Origin of the sequence: Brevibacillus antibioticus (assembly GCF_005217615.1) — a bacterium.
Lineage (GTDB): Bacteria > Bacillota > Bacilli > Brevibacillales > Brevibacillaceae > Brevibacillus > Brevibacillus antibioticus.
The window spans coordinates 4,011,500-4,031,045 of the sequence record NZ_SZNK01000001.1; the positions used below are offsets into that span (position 1 = coordinate 4,011,500).

The following is a 19,546-nucleotide window of genomic DNA, read 5'->3' on the forward strand; positions in this document are numbered from 1 at the left end:
TTTTGTCCTTTTAGCAAGTTGAATGGTCCTTTGCTTATAACGGTCCGTTTAAAAGACAAAAAATCCCCCTCTAATGAGGAGGATTTCTTCAATTAACATTACGCTTCTTTTGGCAACACAATTCCACGATAAAGCTGAACCGTAATGTAATAGTAAATCGCATAGATCACAACGAAAATCAGCGTTGGAATCCAGATGTTCAGATACGGATCCAAAAGGATGAACGAGAACATCTCCATACCGAGCAATACGTGCATCAGACCGATGATCGCTGGGAAAATGAATACCATGAACAGCTCTTTATAGATCGAACCTACGAGCAATGATTGACGTACGCCGATTTTTCTCAGCATGCTGTAACGGTCTTTGTCACGGGAAGCACCGGACAAGATTTTGAACATCAGGCAGCTCGCCATCATTGCCAGGAAAGCAATTCCGAGGAAGAAGCCCATGAACATCGTTCCGCTTGTGAAAATATACATGCCCGCATACGTGCTGTATTTGGAAGAAGTGTATACGTCTTTCGCTTCCACATTGGTGATAGACCCAATCAGTTGCTTTTGACGTTCATCCATTGCTTTTAATTCTTGCGTGTATTTCAAATAGTCGTCAACCTGGGCAAGGAGAACCTTGTGTTCACTTCCAGCGGTTTTCTCATACGTCGCCTTATCCACAACTAGAACAGATTTGCCCTCAATCATCTGGTAGTTAATAAAATTGGTGAACATCGCTTTGTCCCAATCCTCGGGAATAGCATCGTATTTACTTTTGTCTTCTTTTGACGCACTTACGATATACGCCTCTTTCGGAAGCGGATCTGTCACAAGCTTAGGCTTGTTGTCAGCAGAGTAATCTTGAATGCTGTTCGTGGAAATCAGCAGCGGGTTTGCCAGCAAGTCTTCCTTCAAGTAGTAATACGCCTTGTCGTCGACTTTGTATCGATACGTATTTTGCTCCAGGACGTTCATTTTTTTCAGTGCCTGATAATCCGCTTCAACCGGATCATGCAGATTCATGTCATACACATGGAACACCGTAGTAAACAAATTGACGTTTTGCTGGAAGGCTAAGCCCCCTGCCATCGCCCCGACACCAAGCCCGATCAGCATGGCTACTGTGCCAAGGATTTTGGTCAGGTTGTTCACCCGAAAGCGCAGCTGAGCAAAGGTAAATGCGTTCAACTTGCTATCATTTAGCTTTTTATTTTTCTTCAAAGCCTGTACAAGAACTGGCAACAGCGAGATGAAAATCAAGTACGTCCCGATTGTGCATGAAATCGCCCCGACGATAAATCCGGGTGCTTGCAGGTACATAAGCAAGTGCAAGCATGTATAGCCTAGAGCCAACAGGATAACTCCAAGAATGGCTACCAACACCGCTCCGATTCCTTTTGACTTGATTTTGTCATTTTGCTGCTCGGCACGGATAAGAGCGAGCTCAGTAGCACGAGCCAGACGAATGGCATTAATCGTGGAGGTGATCAGAAAAAGTACGAGGAAGAATCCCCATGTCATCAACATTGCCGGCAGATAAAAAGCATAGTAACCCGCTGTCGAAATCTCCAACAGATTCATGAGCAAGACACCGATGCCACTCGCGAGCGCAATACCGACGAGGCTACCGATCACCAGGGAAACGATCCCCATCGTCAATGTTTCCAGGAACAAAATCTGGCTGATTTTCCCCTTCTTCGCTCCTAAGACCATGTACATTCCGAGCTCTTTGCGCCGCAGCGAAAGCAGGAATGAGTTGGCATAGAAAATATAGAAAATCGTGATAAACGCCAGCAGGAATGCCCCTACATTGAAAACGATCTGAATCGAAGAAATCATCGCGTTGTTTTTCGTGTAATCAGAATTGAGGGCAAGCGTCTGGAACATGTAAAAAATCGAAATGGAGATGACCAGACCCACGAGCAGAACCAGATAGTCCTTCATCATCTTCCGCATACTGGACATAGATAGCTTGAAAAGCATGAAACGTTACCTCCTAGCGTACATCGTGTGATGCACCTAGCTCAGCCAGTACATCCAAAATTTGTTTGAAAAATTGCTGACGATCCCCTGTACGTTGAATCTCGGTGTACAGCTTGCCATCCTGAATGAACAAGATACGTTTGCAATAACTCGCGGAAAAGGCGTCATGCGTAACCATCATGATGGATACTTGGTGGTTCTCGTTCAAATCTGTCATCGTTTCCAGCAAGCTTTTCGCATTCTTCGAGTCGAGAGCGCCCGTCGGTTCGTCCGCCAGCAAAATCGCAGGATCATGCACAAGTGCGCGTGCTGCTGCGGCTCGTTGTTTTTGTCCCCCGGAAATTTGAACCGGATATTTTTGCAAAATCTCTTCGATCCCGAGTGTTTGTGCTACTTTATTTACTTTGCTGCTGATCTCTTTGGAAGGGACACCTTGCAGAGACAACGGCAATGCAATGTTCTCATACACGGACAAATTTTCTAGCAGGTTGAAATCTTGAAAGATAAAGCCGAGCTTTTGCGAGCGAAAATCTGCGAGCTGATTACGCTTCATCTGTGTAATGTTCGTTCCCGCAATTTCAATAAACCCTTCCGTCGGACGATCCAGTGTGGAAATAACGTTGAGCAGAGTCGTCTTACCCGAACCGGATGGCCCCATGATTCCCACGAACTCTCCTTTGTCTATGGTCATCGATACGCCTTTTAGAGCATGCGACTGGCTTTCACCTTTTGTCCCATATATTTTTTGAACGTCTTTCACTTCTAGTACAGCAGTACTCATTCTTACGTTCCTCCATCCTATCTATTGGCTAGCGCTCATTGTTTCTGTCGCTATTAACTGTAACCAAATTCCAGAATAGGAGCTATTGATGTTCCTTACAGTTTTCTTTACATTTTGTAAGGTTTATTACGTGAGACGAAAAATAGTCATCCGGCTAGGGATGACTTTTCTTGTGATCTATTTTTTGCTCTTGTTCTCTTCGTGTCTTTTGATCAACATATCTACGAACATATCAATCTGTGCTGAGATTGCAATTGGGTCATAGCGATAGAATGTATCGAAGTCGTTGTAGAAAATTTGATTATTTTTGGCAGCTGAGGTCGCATTCCAGACAGCGGACTCCTGTAAGGTTTTCAAGGCTTCGCTATTTTTTTCCGGATTGTAGAAAGTCACGAACATGTAATCCGCAGCGTATTCTGGCAAGGTTTCCATAGACAGCTGTACGGTTTGCTCTTTGGATTTGTCAGCGTGCGGCATTTTCAGCTTCAATGCATTGTACACGGTTTGACCACCGCGTCCTGCGTTGTCACCGAAAATCCACAAATCTCCTTTGTTGGTCAGCTCGTAGAGACCAACCGTCGCATTCTCATCCACGATGCCTTTCAGCTTTTCGCGACCCTCGGCAGCCTTCCGGTCAAAGTCTGCAATGAACTTGTCTGCCTTTTCTTTATCGCCAACCACTTCTCCGAACAATTGGACCGTATCGTTAATGTTTGTCGCCGTGCCGTACGGGAGATAAACGGTTGGAGCAATTTTGGACAAGGCTTCATAATTGTCATCATACATGACGACGATGAGGTCTGGAGCCAGCTCTAATGTTTTCTCCACATTGATCCGCGGGCTCCCCACGTCCTGCGCATTTTTTAATGGTTCAACGGTAAACGGGCTTTTAAAAGCCTCCGTCTCTGCACCGATTACATTTCCGCCTACTGCAATCAACTCGCCTGCGTAGTAATCCGTCACAATCCGTTGTGGCTTGTCAGGAATTTGAATGGTCCCTTTGGGTGTTTCGATGCTGCGCGTTTTGTTCTCAGTAGGGGCTTCTGTTGACTTGTCAGCTGGCTTGGAAGCAGAATCCGTTGCGGGTGCTTGCGTTGCCGTATTTACTCCACCACAGGCCGTCAAAAAAAGCGAGAACACCAAAATGACAGCAAAGACAGCCTTTACTGTTTGGTTCGTAAGCATAATGAGCCTCCCTTAAGTACGTTTGTAAGATAGATGTAAGTAACGTTGCAATCGATATTGATTATCATTATCGATAAAACTATAACAAACAGTATTTTTACTGTCAATCGCCCGAGCTTTGCGAAAAAAAGCAAAAAAATCCCTTTCTGAGAAAGGGATTAGTTGCCGGAGTGTCTTTGTTTGATCATGTCGTCCATCTTTACAAAGGTGTAGCCTTTGCTTTTCAGACTTTCCAGTACAATCGGGAGTGCCTCAATCGTATGGATGTCATCGAGCATATGCAGCAAAATGACACTGCCATTTTTCGTCTTGCTCATGACGCCATTTACAATATCTTGGGCACTGTTTTTCTTGTCCCAATCCAATGTGGTGACATCGTACAACGCAATGACCTTGTAACCCGTGGCTGCAATCACTTTGGCTGTATGATCGTCTACTACGCCAGTCGGCGGACGGAACAGCATGACAGGCTGCTGTTGAATCGCCTCGGTGATGACCTGATGTGCTTTCACCACGTCCTTCTGCAATTCTTCCGTTGTCAGCGTCGTTATGACCGGATGGTTATAAGAATGGTTTGCCACATCGTGACCACCCTCCACAATCGCTCTCGCCAAATTTGGATTGTTCTCTACCCCTTTTGCCCGCAAGAAGAACGTCGCTTTCACATCATGCTCTGCCAAAATGTCTAATAGTTTCGTTACGGTTTTGTCGCCTCCCCAGTCGTCAAAGGTTAGCGCGATCTGTTTTTTATTTGTATCGACCTGAGAGATGATCTCATACTCGGCATTTTCGAATTGCGGATTCAGTTTTGCTGCGTCAAAGCCTGGTATTTGTTCCAGCGGCTTGCGTTCACCACCGTTTTTCACCATTTCACTGAGCGGGACTAACTGGTAGCCGATATCCGCTGCAGCCTTAGCGATCAACGGAATGGCCGGAATCACCTCAGGATTGATGTCAGCATTGAGTGAGATAATGCCGCCCCTGGACATATAGCGAGTTATGTAATCTCCAATGGTTTTGGCGTCTTTTTGCAAATCACGGTCCTTCGGGTTGATGTTGTAGCTGACGACCGCTTCCATCCCGAGGTGGGCAGTTGCCAAACGAACGTCATCTGTCACATCGCCAGATTTGGTTCTCACATAGCGAGGTGAAATACCCGTCTCGCGTTTGATGATCTCATTACTCAACTGAATCTCCCGATAAATTTGCTCGTAGCTGAGCTTGCTCATATCCAGTTGATTCAATGTGTTATTTTCAATTTCATGACCGCGGGCCAAAATGTCCTTGGCGATGTTTGGCTCCTCGGCGACACGCATACCCGGGAGAAAAAAGGTTGCTTTGATCTTATGAGCATCTAGCTGCTCCAAAAGACTTTTCATCATCTTATCATCGCCCATGCCGTTAAACGTCAGAGCTAGTTCCTTGCGCCCCGTGTATACGCGAGATAGCGCCTTGCTTTTTTCCCCCGTGTATCGAGTGATTTTCTGGTTCTTCTCTATCTGCTGGCGCTCAGTGGATTCTTCTTTGCTCGCAAACATCGAGCATCCGGAGACGAGCACGACTGTCATGAGCAGTGCAATTCCTTTGCACAGTTTGGTGGATGTAATCATTTATGACCTCCTTTATCCATTTTGCTTTGATGTAACTACCATCTATGTATGCTTTGTGCTACTATTTGGAATAAAATTCTTGTCAGGAGTGATCAAATTGTCCATCGAACCACTCTTACTTTCCTTTCCTGAGAGTTTTGAAACGAGTCGTTTACACATCCGAGCACCCTTGGCTGGAGATGGTCAAATGGTTCACCTGGCCTTGACAGAAAGTATAGAAGATTTGCGTCCTTGGATGCCCTGGGCACAAACTCTTCCCACGGAAGAAAAGTCTGAGGTCAACGTTCGTCAAGCCAGACTGAAATTTTTGGAGCGTTCTGATCTCCGCCTCCATTTGTTTGATAAACACTCTCGTCAGCTTATTGGCTGTAGCGGTCTACACCAAATTGATTGGGATGCAAGAAAATTTGAGATCGGCTATTGGGTTCGCCCATCATTTAGGGGACAAGGTTACATTACGGAAGCTGTAGCTGGTATTACGAGCTTTGCGATCCGTGAGCTGCAAGCGAACCGTCTCGTCATCCGATGTGATTCTCGCAATACAGCAAGCTCCCGCGTTGCTGAACGGTCGGGATTTATCTTAGAAGGAATTCTTCGACAAGACACGCGCAGCATCGATGGTACGCTACGTGACACGATGGTCTATGCAAAAGTTCGGGGCATTGATTTTTAACTCTCAACGGATCATAACTAAAATTATACTCTGTTTGGCATTTTTGGTAGAGTGGATATTTTTTCCATTCATTGACAAAAAAGAGGCGGATCTTCTCCACCTCTTTTTGTTACCTATTTACTTACTCCTGAATACTCACCTTGCCGCCATCCGCAAGCAGTGTCTGCCCTTTTACCACGACTTTATCTCCATTCGCTAGGCCGGACACAACTTCAATCAACTCGCTTGTCGAGTTGCCCGTCGACACTTCCACTTGCTTGGCTGTTTCCCCTTCCAGTTTGAACACATATTGTCTGCCTTCACGATCAAATACGGCCTTGCGAGGAATGACCAGTGACTTCGCTCCTTCTGAGCTTTGCGGGAAGGTAACATTCACGACCATATCGGACTTCAATTCATTGGAAGCATTCGGAATCGTGATTTCTACTGGATAAGCTTTGAGCTGCGAATCCATGACCGGACTAACCGCCGTTACGTTAGCCTCAATCGTTTTGCCTGTAGACTGCACATTTACTTCGACGACTGTTCCTACTTTTACTTTCGTCACATCTGCTTCGGACAAATTCGCTTTGACCACAAGAGGATTCGTTTTGACGACGGTCACAATGGCTTGCTGACCTGCCATCTGTCCTACTGCTCCGGTCACGCTTGCGACAAATCCGTCGATCGGGGAGACAACCGTTGCATTCGCCAGTTGCTCACGAGCATTTTGCAGTCTGACTTCGGACTCCGTTACACTCGCTGCCGATACTTGTACACCCGTTTTTTGTTTCGCGCTTTGCAGCTTCTGCTTTGCATTGTCATAGGAAATCTGGGCTTTTGTGAGCGTTGTATTTACCTCTTCCATTTTCTCAGTAGCAATCGCTCCCTCTGCGAGCAGCTTCTGATTACGTTGTTGATTCAGTTTGGCGTCGGCAAGCGCTCGTTCTGCTTCCGTCAAATCATTTTGTGCTTCCACCAAACTTTGGTTAGAGGTGCTGCCTGCTTGGGTTAAGTTCGCTTTTGCCACACGGAGAGATGCTTCTTGTTCTCTTACACTGTTAGACAACTCATTCGTATCGAGTGTAAACAATAATTGTCCTTTTGTTACGGCCTGACCCAGCTTTACTGGGAGAGATGCAATTTTCCCGCTAGTTTTTGGTGACATTTGGACTGCCTCACTTGGTGCCAACTTTGCAGTCAGTCCGGATTCAGATGTGACCACACCTTGTGCCACCGTTGCAACCTGTACAGGGGTAACCGTTTCTGCTGGTGGGGCAGCATTCGTCGCTGCATCCTCCTGGCTTGCGCAGCCTGTGATCAAGGTAAGGGAAAGTAGCGCCACAATCGCGATTCTTTTATTTATGATCATGAATGGTTCCTCCTCTTTTCTCATGCATTTGTCGATTCCAAAGTGGTAAGGATTTTCTTTTCCTGCTTTTGCTTGCGTTTGGTGCGTCTCTTTTGTCCCATCTCATCAAACCATACAGTAACCACAGGTACGAGTATGAGCGTGATCATAGTGGAGAAAATCAAACCGTACATGACGGCCGTAGCCATTGGCGCTTGAAATTCTAATCCAGACCCGGCAGCGACGGAGAGCGGAGCAATGGCCATAATCGTCGTGAGGGTTGTCATCATAATCGGACGCAGACGAGCAGGTCCCGCATGTAAAATCGCTTCATGTAACTCCCACCCCTTTGCACGCAACTGATTGATCAAATCGATCAACACAATCGCATTGTTCACGACCAAACCGATCAGCAAAATGTACCCGATCAAAACAGATACAGTAATAGGCGTGCCTGTAAACAAAAGCCCCAATATGACACCAGTAAGGCTCGGAGGAACCGAGAACATGATGATAAATGGACTAAAAAATGATTCAAACTGAGCAGCCATGACCATGTACACAAGCACGATAGACAAGACAATCGCGAGACCCAGATTCACAAAAGAATTTCCCATATCCTCGCTCTGCCCGCCCATTTCGATGGTGTATCCGTCCGGAACATTCAGCTTATTGAGGATACTCGTAATTTGCGTCGCGGCCGCTTGCAGATCATTCCCGATCAAATCGCTTGTGACCTTCACTTCACGCGTCATGTTTTTGCGCTCAATGGATGGCGGTACATCGACTTTACTGATGGTCGCTACGGATGTGAGGCTGATTTGAGCACCCGTCGGCGTGGAAATACGCAGGTTCTTCAAGTAATTGATATCTTCCTTATAGTCTTCTGGCAGCTTGAGATTGATATCAATTTCATCTTCGCCCGTACGATACTGGGTAACTGTTTGACCTTGGAAAGAAGTTCGCACAGCAGAAAGGATTTCATTTGTTGTCAATCCGTACAAGCTCGCCTTCTCTGTGTTGACCTTCACATCGAACTCCTGACTCATTTCCTGAACACTGGTAGATACGTTCATCGTTCCCGGTACCTTAGCTATTTCTCCTTTCACAATCTCGCTCAGTTCCGTTAAGACGTCCAGATCATCTCCGCGAATTTCAATCGAGATGGCTGCTCCGCCCCCCATACCACCGGAAAGGGATTTCACCTTGATATCTGCTCCTGCAATATGCTTGACTTGCTCTTGTAGGCCCACAGCAATTTCCTCTGTCGATCGCTGTCTCGTAGAAATCTCTCCTACTTGCAGTTCGATCGTTGCGTTATGAGAAGTAGAGGCACCGCTCTCTGAAATACCGTCGCCACCTCCGACCGAGGACTTGACCAATTTCTTTTCTGGTACTTGATTGACCACTTCTTCTACCTGCTTCATTACTTTTTCACTTTCCGTCAAGACAGTACCCTTTGGCAGCTTGATCTCTACCTGGATTAATCCTTGGTCCATATCTGGGAAAAATCCTGCTCCGAGAGATGGAACTAGCATCAATGAGCCAATCAACATGGCAAAAGCAGATCCAACCACCGTTTTTCGATGATCCAATGCCCATTTGAGCACCCTTTGATAGCCTTTTTCCACCTTATGGAATCCGATGTTAAACCAGATGAGTGGATTGAAGCCTCGATAGTTTTCGTGATTCGTATGCTCCGGTACCGTTTTTAACAGGCGAGCACTCATCATCGGAACGAGCAAGAAAGTGAAAACGAGTGCTGCGATGTGTGAGAAAACGACCGTCAATGCTAACGGTGCGAAAAGCTCAGCGACAAGACCCTCTGTCAGCGCAATCGGTAAAAATACACAAATTTGTGCCAATGCGGATGCCATCACCGCGGTTCCTACTTCTTTGGAACCGACCAATGCCGCTTCCATCATGCTCTTGCCCTGCTCCCGTTGACGGAAAATGTTTTCCAGCATAACGACAGCAAAGTCTACTAATGATCCCAATCCGAGTGTGAGACCTGCCAGGGAAATCAAGTTGATTGTTTGACCTGTCATGTACATCAAGAGGAAAGTCGATATGATCGATATAGGCAGGACAATGACCGCAATGAGCATAGACGATAGACTGCCCAAGAAGAAGAACAGCATGAGCACGCCAATGGCACCACCCCCGAGAGCATGTACTACCGTGTTGTCAACGGAACTCTGGATATATGTGGAGGTATCGAAGACGATACGTGTTTCTACATTTGCAGGAAGCGTGCTATTAATCTTCTCCAGCTCAGCCTTTACGTCTTTTGCGATTTTGATCGTATTGCCGCCGGTGCCTTTCATCACGGCAATTCCCAAGCTCGGCTTTCCATCAATGTAGCTCAGATTAGTCACTTCTTTGATGGTGTCTGTTACGTTGGCGATATCACTCAATCGGATGAAGCTCCCACCGACAGAGATCGGAGTAAGTGCAATGGTGTCCACATTAGTGAATTCTCCTTGCACACGAATACTGGTCTTTGCGTCACCTTCCCGTATCGCACCGGCTGATCCGGATACATTGCTGTTTACGAGTGCTATCTTAATTTGTTCCAATGTCAATCCATAGGCGGCCAGTTTGGCTGGGTCCACGATGATGTCCACGATTCGCTCTTGCCCACCAGTGACGTTGACAGAAGCAACACCGTTAATTCGTTCCAAGCGGGTTTTAATTACATCATCCGCGATTTTTTTCAGCTTGTTGACATCTTGATCGCCAGTTACAGCCAGATCAATTATCGCCTGGCTTGTCGGATCAAATTTCAACACCCTCGGTGAACCAGCTGATTCAGGCAAGCTCCCTCGGACCAAATCTACTTTATCTCGCATATTCAGCGTCGCTTGATCCATGTCTGTTCCCCACTTGAAATGGAGGAGTACCGAGGAGGAGCCGTTAACAGAAGTTGATGTGATCTTGTCTAAATTCGGAACCGTGCCTAGTGCATTTTCCATGGGTTTGGTAACGAGCTTTTCTACCTCAGCCGGAGCCGCCCCCTCTACAGAGGTAACAACTACGGCGACCGGAGAAGTTAGCGATGGCATCAATTCAATTGCCAAGCGAGGAAAGGTAACCAAACCAAAAATGAAAATCGCTACGGATATCATAATCATCGTGACCGGACGTTTAATGGACAGTTCTGATAGATTCAAAATTTTCTCACCTCTTCATTTGTAGGGAGCTTAGCATATCAGCTCAGTATTTCTTTCTCCAAAATAAGCGCGCGCAAGGAATGCAGCGATGCAGGTGTACAAGCACTTCCTTCTTGTTCCGTCCAATTCGCTGGTACACGCTCCGTCAAAGCTGCCCACACAATTCTCCGATCCGATTTATCACGAAATCTGCGCACCAATTTCATCTGTTCCAACCGATTGATTAAACCTGAGGTCGTACTATATGAAAGATTAATCGCCTTGCTGATTTCTCCCATTGTTTTCGGGCTGATCGCAATTTGCTCCAGAATGAGAACTTGTTGCCAGGTGATATCACTTGAATCCAATGCTTGCATGGAAAGCGTGGAAAATACAGTGCTCGTTTCACGTAGAATCTTCGCTAACTGAAACAGTTCGTTCATAAAAGCCTCCTACCCATTGTCTATTTTTCGGTCTATCTTTTGGGGAGTTCCCCTCCACAGATCACATTGTACTTATACGATTGGTCCCCGAAGTCTATCGGGTAGTCAAATTGTGGAATTCGATTTTATCTATCCAGAGATAGAAGACCGTACACCCGGAGATAGACGACAGCGCATGCTAAAATGAAACTATAATGGGTACGTATTCCAAGAAAGGAGGTTGTCTTCTTGAACGACTCAACTGCATCTTTACGCTCACGTTTCCTGCTTATTTGTTTTTTTGTATTGTTCTCATTTTTTCTCATTCCAGCTGCATACATGCATGAACCCACCATTCCCTTTATCATCTCTCTGATCATTATCTTCTGTTTCCTGCTGGTGTTTCTCAGGCCCCAAAAAAATTGGAGACCTTTTCAAAAAGATATCGCCATTATCGTTCTTGGTACCGTGTCATTTATAAAGGTTCTATATGTAGGGGTAGAGGTCGGTCTATCCTTGCCATTGGTAGCTTTTATTGGATTTCACATTCTTAAACGCCGCCGATTGTACTATGCGATTTTTTTTGGCGCATGTTCCTTGTCTCACATGTTCTTTTATAAAGACTTTATTTTTGAGGAGGTAGTAGGCTATGTCGTGGCCTATATCGGATGGTATATCGGTGCACGAGGATTATCTCTTCAAAATCAAGCAAAGGAATCGAGTCAGCAGCATCTTAAACAATTGCAAGAGGCGCATGTTGAACTCCAGAAAGCTCATTCAGAACTTCAAGAGGCTTCTGTGAATACACTTCGTGCTGCTGTCCTCGAGGAGAGGACCAGAATCGCCCGTGATGTTCACGACGCCTTGGGACACAGTCTCACATCGTTAATCGTTCAATTGAATGCCTTGAAATACATGCTGCAAGGCGGACCGAGTGACGCACAGGAGGCTGTGCGAGACATGCTTTCAGTATCCAAGCAAAGCCTCGATGATATACGCTCGTCTGTACATACATTAGCCGCAGACAAATCCTCACTGGGAATCACACCGCTGCGTATACTTTTATCACGAGCCCAACAGCATACCGACATCAAGATGCAGTTGATCAGTCCCAATCCAGATATTCCGCTCTCACAGCAGATGACCATTATGCTTTACCGGATTCTCCAAGAAGCTATTACCAATTCCAGTCGACATTCTGATGCAACCGAGATTTTCATCACGATTGAAAAAAAGCAAAACTACCTATTCCTGGCTATTTGGGACAATGGGAATATTACGAATCATCATCAAATCAAGCTGGGCTCTGGTTTAACAGGTATTGCAGAACAAACCAAGCAATTAAACGGAGACCTTTCCTATTCCATTCGAGAACCCCACGGTTTTCAAATTGACATCAGCTTTCCGCTTCGATAAGCAAACAGCGATAGATACGGAGGAATGCCAGCATGGAAAATCAAAACAAAAAAGAGACCATTCGTGTGGTCCTGGTCGATGACCAAACGATGATCCGTCAAGGGTTGGGATATGTCATCAAAATGCAAAAGGATATGGAAGTAAGCGGGGAGGCTTCCAATGGTGAAGAAGCCGTGAAGATCGTAGGAGAAATCATTCCTGATGTAGTCTTAATGGATGTCCAAATGCCGAATATGTCAGGAATCGATGCAACAAGAGAAATCACTCGACTCCATCCTTCGATAAAAGTATTAATCCTCACCACATTTGACACGTACGATTACATCGTAGACGGTATTCGCGCAGGGGCTGTCGGCTATATGTTAAAGGATTCCGATTCACAGGATATGTTGGACCTCATTCGCAGGGCCTATCAGGGAGAAGCACTGTTCTACACGGCTACAGCTGCCAAGGCTCTAGCGGAGGTTCTACAGTTTCAACAAAAGAATCACGAGTCTGCCTCTCATTCTGACTCTGATGCCGACTTTGACTCTGCGCTTCCACCCCTTGTCATGTTTGATCCGTTGACCGATCGCGAGCGTGACGTACTTGAGCAGCTATCCTACGGCAAACGGAACGATCAAATTGCGCAACACTTGCTTATCTCAGGGGGAACCGTCAAGACGCATATCCATCGGATTTTGCAGAAAATGGGCGTAGAAGATCGTACACAGGCAGTTGCCAAGGCGATCCGGTATAAAATCGTGAAATAAGAAAGGAAGCGTAAAAAGCCCAAGCATTATAAGCATGCTTGAGCGTTGATGCTGGTTGGAATAGACTGCAGCTATTCCACACTCCGTCCCTTTTCGATTTCCACTTCCAATAACGGCAATGTTCTGCCTGGGAAAACGGTAGACGCGATTTCTCCTACTCGCTTTGCCCCTCTCGACAAGTAAAACGGTTCTGCGTACGGGTCGCTGTGGATGGTAATGACTGTGATATCCAGCTTTTGTGCTACCTCCACCATATACTGCCATAGAGCCTTTCCGTAACCTTTTCCAACTGCCTCCGGTTCCATGAACAAATAGCCTAATAGCCACTGCTCTTGCTCTGTATCCTTTTCCAAACTCATGAAGCCTTTGATGCTCCCCTCGTCCTCTAGCACATATACTTCCTGCGTCTCGATATAGGCAGATGATAGCGTCAGATCATCGCGACAGGCCTCCATGAATTCATCACTGTATCCCCAATAAGCTTTGGAGCGATAGGCTAGCTCGCTCAGTTCGTTTGCTTCTTGTCCTTTACCTCTGCGGATGTTCATCTGAATCCATGCCCTCCTTTGCTACGATTTCCGCTAGACGTTGTTTAATACCCCCTGTACAAACGCCGCCGTGATAAGCAATCACCGTCTCTATATCGAACTCAAGCAGTTTGCGGATCGATTGCAGAGCTGTCGTTTGATCTGGCGTGAATTCGGGATTGAAGGGCATCAGTACCCCATCTTGTGCTGTAAGGGCGTCTCCTGAAATCAACGTCTTGCTCGGAAGATGATACAAAGAGATGTGATCGGGGGAATGACCGGGCGTATAAATCACCTGGATACCTCCACAGTAAGGGAGAACATCGCCATCCTGTACGGCATGATCCACGTTTACCGGAGGAGCCAGTACCCCACTTTTGATCAAGGGTGTTTCTCCTGCCAGATACGGAATCGCTACCTCGTGAGCAACCACCTGTACGCTTCCTTCCTTTGCTGCTACTATTTCAGGCAAGCTGCCGATATGATCACGGTCTTGATGGGTAATGATGATTTTCGTCAACTTTTCAAAAGGAATCGCTTCTTGCTCCAGTACGTTCTGAATCAGCTCCAATTGTCCGGGGATGCCTGTATCCACAAGCATGGCTTCATTCTCATCCCATAGCACTGCGGTGTGGACGACGAATGGATTGCCTCCCGCGTTCATCTCCAGTTTGATCGTTTTGATTCCTTCTGTTTGGGTCAAATCGGACACCTCCACATTTGCTTGAATCTGAATGGTATGAATGATTCCCTAAAAGCAGGGGAGAATCCTCTCCCTTCCTGTTTAGAATTTACGGAAGACATATGGAAAAAAAGCTTCTTCTTTATAATTTTCCCTTTATTTGGGGTATAATCGAGATACGGCGTGTATATCTCGGTTGAACCCCCACTTAGAACGATCACGGGTCCTTTTGGATGAACGTGAATTATATCGTAGTCCGTTCCTACATTGTGGTTTATCAAAGGCTATATACAATCACTTTTGGGAGATAACGAAAATGAACAAAAAAATAATGATTATCGTTTTCCTAGGCTTAATCCTTATCTCTGTTCCAGTTATATATGTTCAAGGAACTTTGTTAAGCTTAGAGAATCAGGTACGCCAACATCTCATTACCGAGAAAAATATTGATGAGAAAACAATAGTTAGTGTAGATGGCGTTTTTGGGAAGCTTCCGTTCTTTAGTGTAGAAGTTATTTTTGCTGATGAACCCGATGTAAAATACTTTTATACTGAAAAAAACGGAAAAATAATAACTTTACATTCAACGCTTAAACCCAAAGGTTACGAATACAAACATAATTGAGTCCCCGGACGCTGGTACTACCCCATCCCATGTCACCTCAGCTTTATTTGGTCCCGATAATAGGCATTATGAAAGCATACGTCTGAATCTTCAATTTCGGGCGTTTTTCGCTATTTTCGGGGATGATCCCTTTTACGATTATCGTACTGCTCATTTAGCGAAAAGTGGTCGTTCAAGGGTATTTGCGGATGCGTTCGTGTAATGTTTCTAATTCCTGCAAGCATGGTGACACCGTTTTTCGATGAAAATCTCTTGGTGGAGGTATCAAGTTGTAAGAAAAACGAGCCTGTTGAATTGCTCCAAAGGCTCGTTTCCGTTCAGGGAGAGAAGTTCGTAATCCCTAAATTTTTTACTGTTTTTAGCAGTCTCTATAGCGCGGCTTCCTTTTTAAAGATTGTTTTCCCTTTCCTTCAACTCATCCTGTAAAAACATCACTAAGTTATCAGCAATCTTTTCAGCGTACCCACTGACTTGCTGTTTACTCATTATCTCATAGTCTTCTTCATGATCGAGCATGACAATGGGGGTGTTATCTAACGTGTATTCTATCCCTTCTTTGCTCAGGTCAAAGCAGTAGGCATCTCCCCCTAAGTTGGTAGCAAAAACAATATACCCGTATTTGGATACATCTCTTCCAGGAACCAATTCATTGTTTTCCACCAGTACGTTGGCAATTGAGCATATCCTTAAATCCCCTAGGTTAAACTTTTTAGTCCCATTATATGACAAAAAATAATTAGTGAAATCTTCTGGTAAATTGAGTGACTCTAATTTTGCAATCTCTTCTTTTGAGGCTTGTACAAATTGCATACCCGTTATTTTGCTAATTTTTGTCATGAGCTCCTTCAACAACTGAATTATCCCTCCTACTTGACTACACTTAAATGAAATGGTGACACCGTTTTTCCATGAGAATCTCTTGGTTGAGGTATCAAGTTGTAAGAAAAACTAGCCTGTAGAATCGCTTCTAAGGCTCGTTTCGCGTTCTCGGAGAGAAGTTCGTAATCCCTAAATTTTTTACTGTTTTTAGCAGTCTCTATTCCCTTTTCTTCAATTGATCCTGTAAAAACATCACTAAGTTATCAGCAATCTTTTCAGCGTACCCACTGACTTGCTGCTTACTCATTATCTCAAAGTCTTCTTCATGATCGAAAATGACAATGGGGGTGTTATCTAACGTGTATTCTATCCCTTCTTTGCTCAGGTCAAAACAGTAAACATCTCCCCCTAAATTAGCAGCAAAAACAATATACCCGCATTTGGAAACATCTCTTCCAGGAACCCATTCGTAATTTTCCATCAGTACGTCATCAATTGAACATACCCTTAAATCCCCTAAGTCAAATTCCTTTTTTCCATTATAAGTCAAAAAGTAGTTAATGAAATCTTCAGGCAAATTAAGCGACTCTAGTTTTGCAATCTTTTCTTTTGAGGCTTGTACAAATTCCACACCTGTTTGATTGCTAATTCTTGTCATTAGTTCTTTCAACATCTGAATGGTCCCTCCTTGATTACTCTTATATTATTCAGTTTCTTCATCAGTACACGGATTGTCTCCTGCACCAGATCCCGTAAACCAAGGTGACACCGTTTTCGATGAAAATCTCTTGGTGGAGGTATCAAGTTGTAAGAAAAACGCGAAGCGAGCCTGTAGAATCGCTTCTAGGCTCGTTACGCGTTTAGGGAGAGAAGTTCGTATCCCCTAATCCCTTTCCTTCAACTCCTCCTGTAAAAACTTCACTAAGTTATCAGCAATCTTTTCTGCGTACTCACTGACTTGCTGTTTATTCATGATCTCATAGTCTTCTTCGTGATCGAACATGACTATCGGGGTGTTAGCTAACGTGTATTCAATCCCTTCTTTGCTCAGGTCAAAGCAGTAGGCATCTCCCAGTGAGTTAGAAGCAAAAACAATATACCCGTATTTGGATACATCTCTTCCAGGAACCAATTCATTGTTTTCCACCAGTACGTTGGCAATTGAGCATAGCCTTAAATCCCCTAGGTTAAACTTTTTAGTCCCATTATATGACAAAAAATAGTTAGAGAAATCTTCAGGTAAATTGAGTGACTCTAATTTTTCAATCTCTTCTTTTGAGGCTTGTACAAATTGCATACCCGTTATTTTGCTAATTTTTATCATGAGCTCCTTCAACATCTGAATTGTCCCTCCTCCTCCTTGACTACATTAAATCAATCAATTATTTCATCAGTACACGGGTTGTCTCCTGCACCATATCCCGTAAATGCTCCCAAACTTTTGAGGCATTGGCTTTATTACCCCAATCGGAGAGCCCCTGCAAAAGTCCATTTCTTCCTATCAGAACAAAAAACATCCAAAGAAAAACGAGCCTGTAGAATCGCTTCTAGGCTCGTTTCGCATTTAGGGAGAGATACCACTTTTACAGCAGTCTCAACAAGGTCGACCATTTTTCCCCTCTTACTTTGCTTCCTTCTGACGATAGACTTCCTTCCCTTCAACCAAGGTCAGCACGACTTTCGCATCCTTGATTTGAGTGGCCGGAATTTTAAACAAGTTTTTATCGAGCACGATCAGATCTGCCTTCTTGCCCACTTCGATCGAGCCTGTGATGTCATCCACGTGGTTGGCGTAAGCACCATCAATCGTGAAGCTGGCGATCATTTCCGCAAGCGTCGCACGCTCGTCTGGGTTGGCAATTTTGCTCGGGTCGGTTACACCCTCCTCGATCCGGGTAATGCCTTGTTGAATGCCGTGCAGTGGATTGAATTCTGGCGTTACGATGTAGTCAGACGAAGAAGCTACATGAACCCCTTTTTTCAGGAAGCTCTTCATCGGGTATTCTTTTGCTGCTCGTTCACGGCCCAGGTACGGTACCTCGATCTCATCGTAGTAGCCCTCTTCCTGCATAAACCAAAATGGCTGCACGATTCCGACTGCGCCCAGCTTTTTGAAGCGCTCGATGTCTGTTTCATTGACCAATTGCAAGTGAACAAGCGAGTGGCGAGCATCGTGCTTGCCATTTTGTTTTTCAGCGAGCTCCATACTGTCCAGTGCGATGCGGGTAGAAGCATCTCCGATGGAATGGACGTGCAATTGGAAGCCTGCCTTGTCGATAGCCACAGCCATTTGATTATACACATCTTGCTTCCAAATCAATTCTCCGTTTGTTTCCTTATGAGCATACGGCTTTTCCAAGTACGCTGTTGCGCCTTCCACAACTCCATCCAAAAAGACTTTGACGGCATTCACTTGGAATAGCGGATTTTGATTGCGCTCACGGATTTTTACGAATTCTGCGACCTGCTCAGGCCCTTTTTCCGGATTGGCTGTCAATGCATTGCGGAAGCGGATGGTCAGCTTGTCCTCTTTCGCGAGGTCCTCGTACGCTTCCAATACGTTCGGATAGCGCAGCATATCCGGGTCGCGCACTGTCGTTACACCGCGTTCAACCGCTTTTTCCTGGTAGGCTTCAATCCCGGACTTGTATTGCTGGACGGTGTATCCGCCGATTTTTGAGAGCACCAGATTCATTGCGCTTTCACGCAACGTTCCAGATGGTTCTCCAGTTTTCGGATCACGCTCGATAATGCCGCCCTCAGGGTTTGTCGTGCCCTTCGTGATTCCAGCCAGCTTCAATGCTGCCGAGTTCACCCACAAAGAATGTCCATCGTCGGAGGTCAGTGCGATTGGAGTCGTTGGCACGATTTTATCCAATACTTCCTTGCGCGGACCGATACCTGGCACTACTGGATTGCTCCAGCCGCGCCCTTGCAATGTTGGTTCGTTTGGATGCTCTTTTACGAATTTCTCAATGGTCGCAACGTATTCCTCGACAGAGCCTCCCTCAAACAAATCAATGGAGTAAATGAGGCCTGTCGTTTTGCTCGCATGTGTATGGCTGTCAATAAAGCCTGGCAATACCATTTGGCCTTTCAGATCGATTACTTTCGTATCCTTGCCGATGTGTGCTTTCGCATATTCATCTGCGCCGACAAAGACGATTTCATCACCACGAATGGCCACTGCCTCTGCCCAGCTGTTCTTATTGTCCACTGTGTAGACCGCGCCGTTTGTTAACACGACATCTGCTGGCTGTTTTGTCCCTTGGGCGGCAAAAGCCGACATCGGGCTCATCAGCGCTATGGCGAGCAATGCGCTGGTTAATTTTTTCCCAAACACGTTAAAATCCCACCTATCTATTTTATCTAAGATGAAAAGAATGCCAAAACTGATTGTAGCATCGCAACTCTGAAAATTCCATGAAGTCAGGTCGAAAAATAGTGTTTTTCCCCGATTTTTGACGAAATTGATCACATAATGACCACCTGAATTGGTCAAATTGGAAAAAGGTTAATTTGACTCTCCTTCATAAATCGATGTATACTCATAAATGTTTTAGTGGGTAAACATTTAATGACATGTATAATTAAGT

The 19,546-nt window shown here is 45.3% G+C and carries 17 protein-coding genes; 4 read left to right on the forward strand and 13 right to left on the reverse strand.

Annotated elements, in window-relative coordinates; genetic code table 11:
• Window positions 1–98: 98 nt before the first annotated feature.
• The 4 genes from E8L90_RS19120 to E8L90_RS19135 form a co-directional block, all read right to left on the reverse strand.
• Window positions 99–1,976 carry an FtsX-like permease family protein gene (locus tag E8L90_RS19120; protein ID WP_137030821.1) on the reverse strand — a complete coding sequence of 626 codons (1,878 nt, stop codon included), beginning with the start codon at window positions 1,974–1,976 and terminating at the stop codon, window positions 99–101.
• 13 nt (window positions 1,977–1,989) lie between these two features.
• Window positions 1,990–2,757: an ABC transporter ATP-binding protein gene (locus tag E8L90_RS19125; RefSeq protein ID WP_137030822.1), complete on the reverse strand. Its 768-nt coding sequence runs from the start codon at window positions 2,755–2,757 to the stop codon at window positions 1,990–1,992.
• Between the two features lie 177 nt (window positions 2,758–2,934).
• Window positions 2,935–3,942 carry an ABC transporter substrate-binding protein gene (locus E8L90_RS19130; RefSeq protein WP_137030823.1) on the reverse strand — a complete coding sequence of 336 codons (1,008 nt, stop codon included), beginning with the start codon at window positions 3,940–3,942 and terminating at the stop codon, window positions 2,935–2,937.
• 158 nt (window positions 3,943–4,100) lie between these two features.
• Window positions 4,101–5,552: a polysaccharide deacetylase family protein gene (locus E8L90_RS19135; protein ID WP_137030824.1), complete on the reverse strand. Its 1,452-nt coding sequence runs from the start codon at window positions 5,550–5,552 to the stop codon at window positions 4,101–4,103.
• Between the two features lie 97 nt (window positions 5,553–5,649).
• Here E8L90_RS19135 and E8L90_RS19140 point away from each other — a divergent pair, with 97 nt between their 5' ends.
• Entirely contained in the window at window positions 5,650–6,225 is a 576-nt protein-coding gene (locus E8L90_RS19140) for a GNAT family N-acetyltransferase (RefSeq protein WP_244297298.1), read from the forward strand.
• A 121-nt stretch (window positions 6,226–6,346) separates the two neighbouring features.
• Here the strand turns inward: E8L90_RS19140 and E8L90_RS19145 are convergent, their stop codons facing one another.
• The 3 genes from E8L90_RS19145 to E8L90_RS19155 are packed head-to-tail and all read right to left on the reverse strand — an operon-like array spanning window position 6,347 to window position 11,150.
• Window positions 6,347–7,576 carry an efflux RND transporter periplasmic adaptor subunit gene (locus E8L90_RS19145; protein WP_137030826.1) on the reverse strand — a complete coding sequence of 410 codons (1,230 nt, stop codon included), beginning with the start codon at window positions 7,574–7,576 and terminating at the stop codon, window positions 6,347–6,349.
• A 20-nt stretch (window positions 7,577–7,596) separates the two neighbouring features.
• Window positions 7,597–10,728 carry an efflux RND transporter permease subunit gene (locus tag E8L90_RS19150; protein ID WP_137030827.1) on the reverse strand — a complete coding sequence of 1,044 codons (3,132 nt, stop codon included), beginning with the start codon at window positions 10,726–10,728 and terminating at the stop codon, window positions 7,597–7,599.
• 38 nt (window positions 10,729–10,766) lie between these two features.
• Window positions 10,767–11,150: a MarR family winged helix-turn-helix transcriptional regulator gene (locus tag E8L90_RS19155; protein WP_137030828.1), complete on the reverse strand. Its 384-nt coding sequence runs from the start codon at window positions 11,148–11,150 to the stop codon at window positions 10,767–10,769.
• Between the two features lie 228 nt (window positions 11,151–11,378).
• On the opposite strand from E8L90_RS19155, the gene E8L90_RS19160 reads away from it, so the two are divergent.
• Window positions 11,379–12,545, forward strand: a complete 1,167-nt coding sequence (locus E8L90_RS19160; RefSeq protein ID WP_137030829.1) for a sensor histidine kinase — start codon at window positions 11,379–11,381, stop codon at window positions 12,543–12,545.
• Window positions 12,546–12,577: 32 nt separating this feature from the next.
• Complete coding sequence (locus E8L90_RS19165; RefSeq protein ID WP_137030830.1) at window positions 12,578–13,297, forward strand: response regulator transcription factor; 720 nt, start codon at window positions 12,578–12,580, stop codon at window positions 13,295–13,297.
• 71 nt (window positions 13,298–13,368) lie between these two features.
• Here the strand turns inward: E8L90_RS19165 and E8L90_RS19170 are convergent, their stop codons facing one another.
• Window positions 13,369–13,845, reverse strand: coding sequence for a GNAT family N-acetyltransferase (locus E8L90_RS19170; RefSeq protein ID WP_137030831.1), 477 nt, complete (start codon window positions 13,843–13,845; stop codon window positions 13,369–13,371).
• Window positions 13,826–14,527 (reverse strand): MBL fold metallo-hydrolase, encoded by a 702-nt coding sequence (locus E8L90_RS19175; protein ID WP_137030832.1) that lies wholly within the window; start codon window positions 14,525–14,527, stop codon window positions 13,826–13,828. The genes E8L90_RS19170 and E8L90_RS19175 overlap by 20 nt, the downstream gene beginning before the upstream one ends.
• Window positions 14,528–14,822: 295 nt before the next feature.
• Between E8L90_RS19175 and E8L90_RS19180 the strand changes: the two genes are divergently transcribed.
• Entirely contained in the window at window positions 14,823–15,131 is a 309-nt protein-coding gene (locus E8L90_RS19180; RefSeq protein ID WP_137030833.1) for a DUF3139 domain-containing protein, read from the forward strand.
• Between the two features lie 387 nt (window positions 15,132–15,518).
• Here the strand turns inward: E8L90_RS19180 and E8L90_RS19185 are convergent, their stop codons facing one another.
• The 4 genes from E8L90_RS19185 to E8L90_RS19200 all read right to left on the reverse strand — a co-directional run bounded on the left by E8L90_RS19185 (window position 15,519) and on the right by E8L90_RS19200 (window position 19,293).
• Complete coding sequence (locus E8L90_RS19185; RefSeq protein ID WP_137030834.1) at window positions 15,519–15,983, reverse strand: SMI1/KNR4 family protein; 465 nt, start codon at window positions 15,981–15,983, stop codon at window positions 15,519–15,521.
• A 184-nt stretch (window positions 15,984–16,167) separates the two neighbouring features.
• The gene (locus E8L90_RS19190; RefSeq protein WP_137030835.1) at window positions 16,168–16,623 is read right to left on the reverse strand and encodes an SMI1/KNR4 family protein; all 456 of its coding nucleotides are present in this window, start codon (window positions 16,621–16,623) and stop codon (window positions 16,168–16,170) included.
• Window positions 16,624–16,833: 210 nt separating this feature from the next.
• Window positions 16,834–17,289 (reverse strand): SMI1/KNR4 family protein, encoded by a 456-nt coding sequence (locus E8L90_RS19195; protein ID WP_137030836.1) that lies wholly within the window; start codon window positions 17,287–17,289, stop codon window positions 16,834–16,836.
• 282 nt (window positions 17,290–17,571) lie between these two features.
• Window positions 17,572–19,293: an amidohydrolase gene (locus E8L90_RS19200; RefSeq protein ID WP_137030837.1), complete on the reverse strand. Its 1,722-nt coding sequence runs from the start codon at window positions 19,291–19,293 to the stop codon at window positions 17,572–17,574.
• Window positions 19,294–19,546 lie beyond the last annotated feature (253 nt).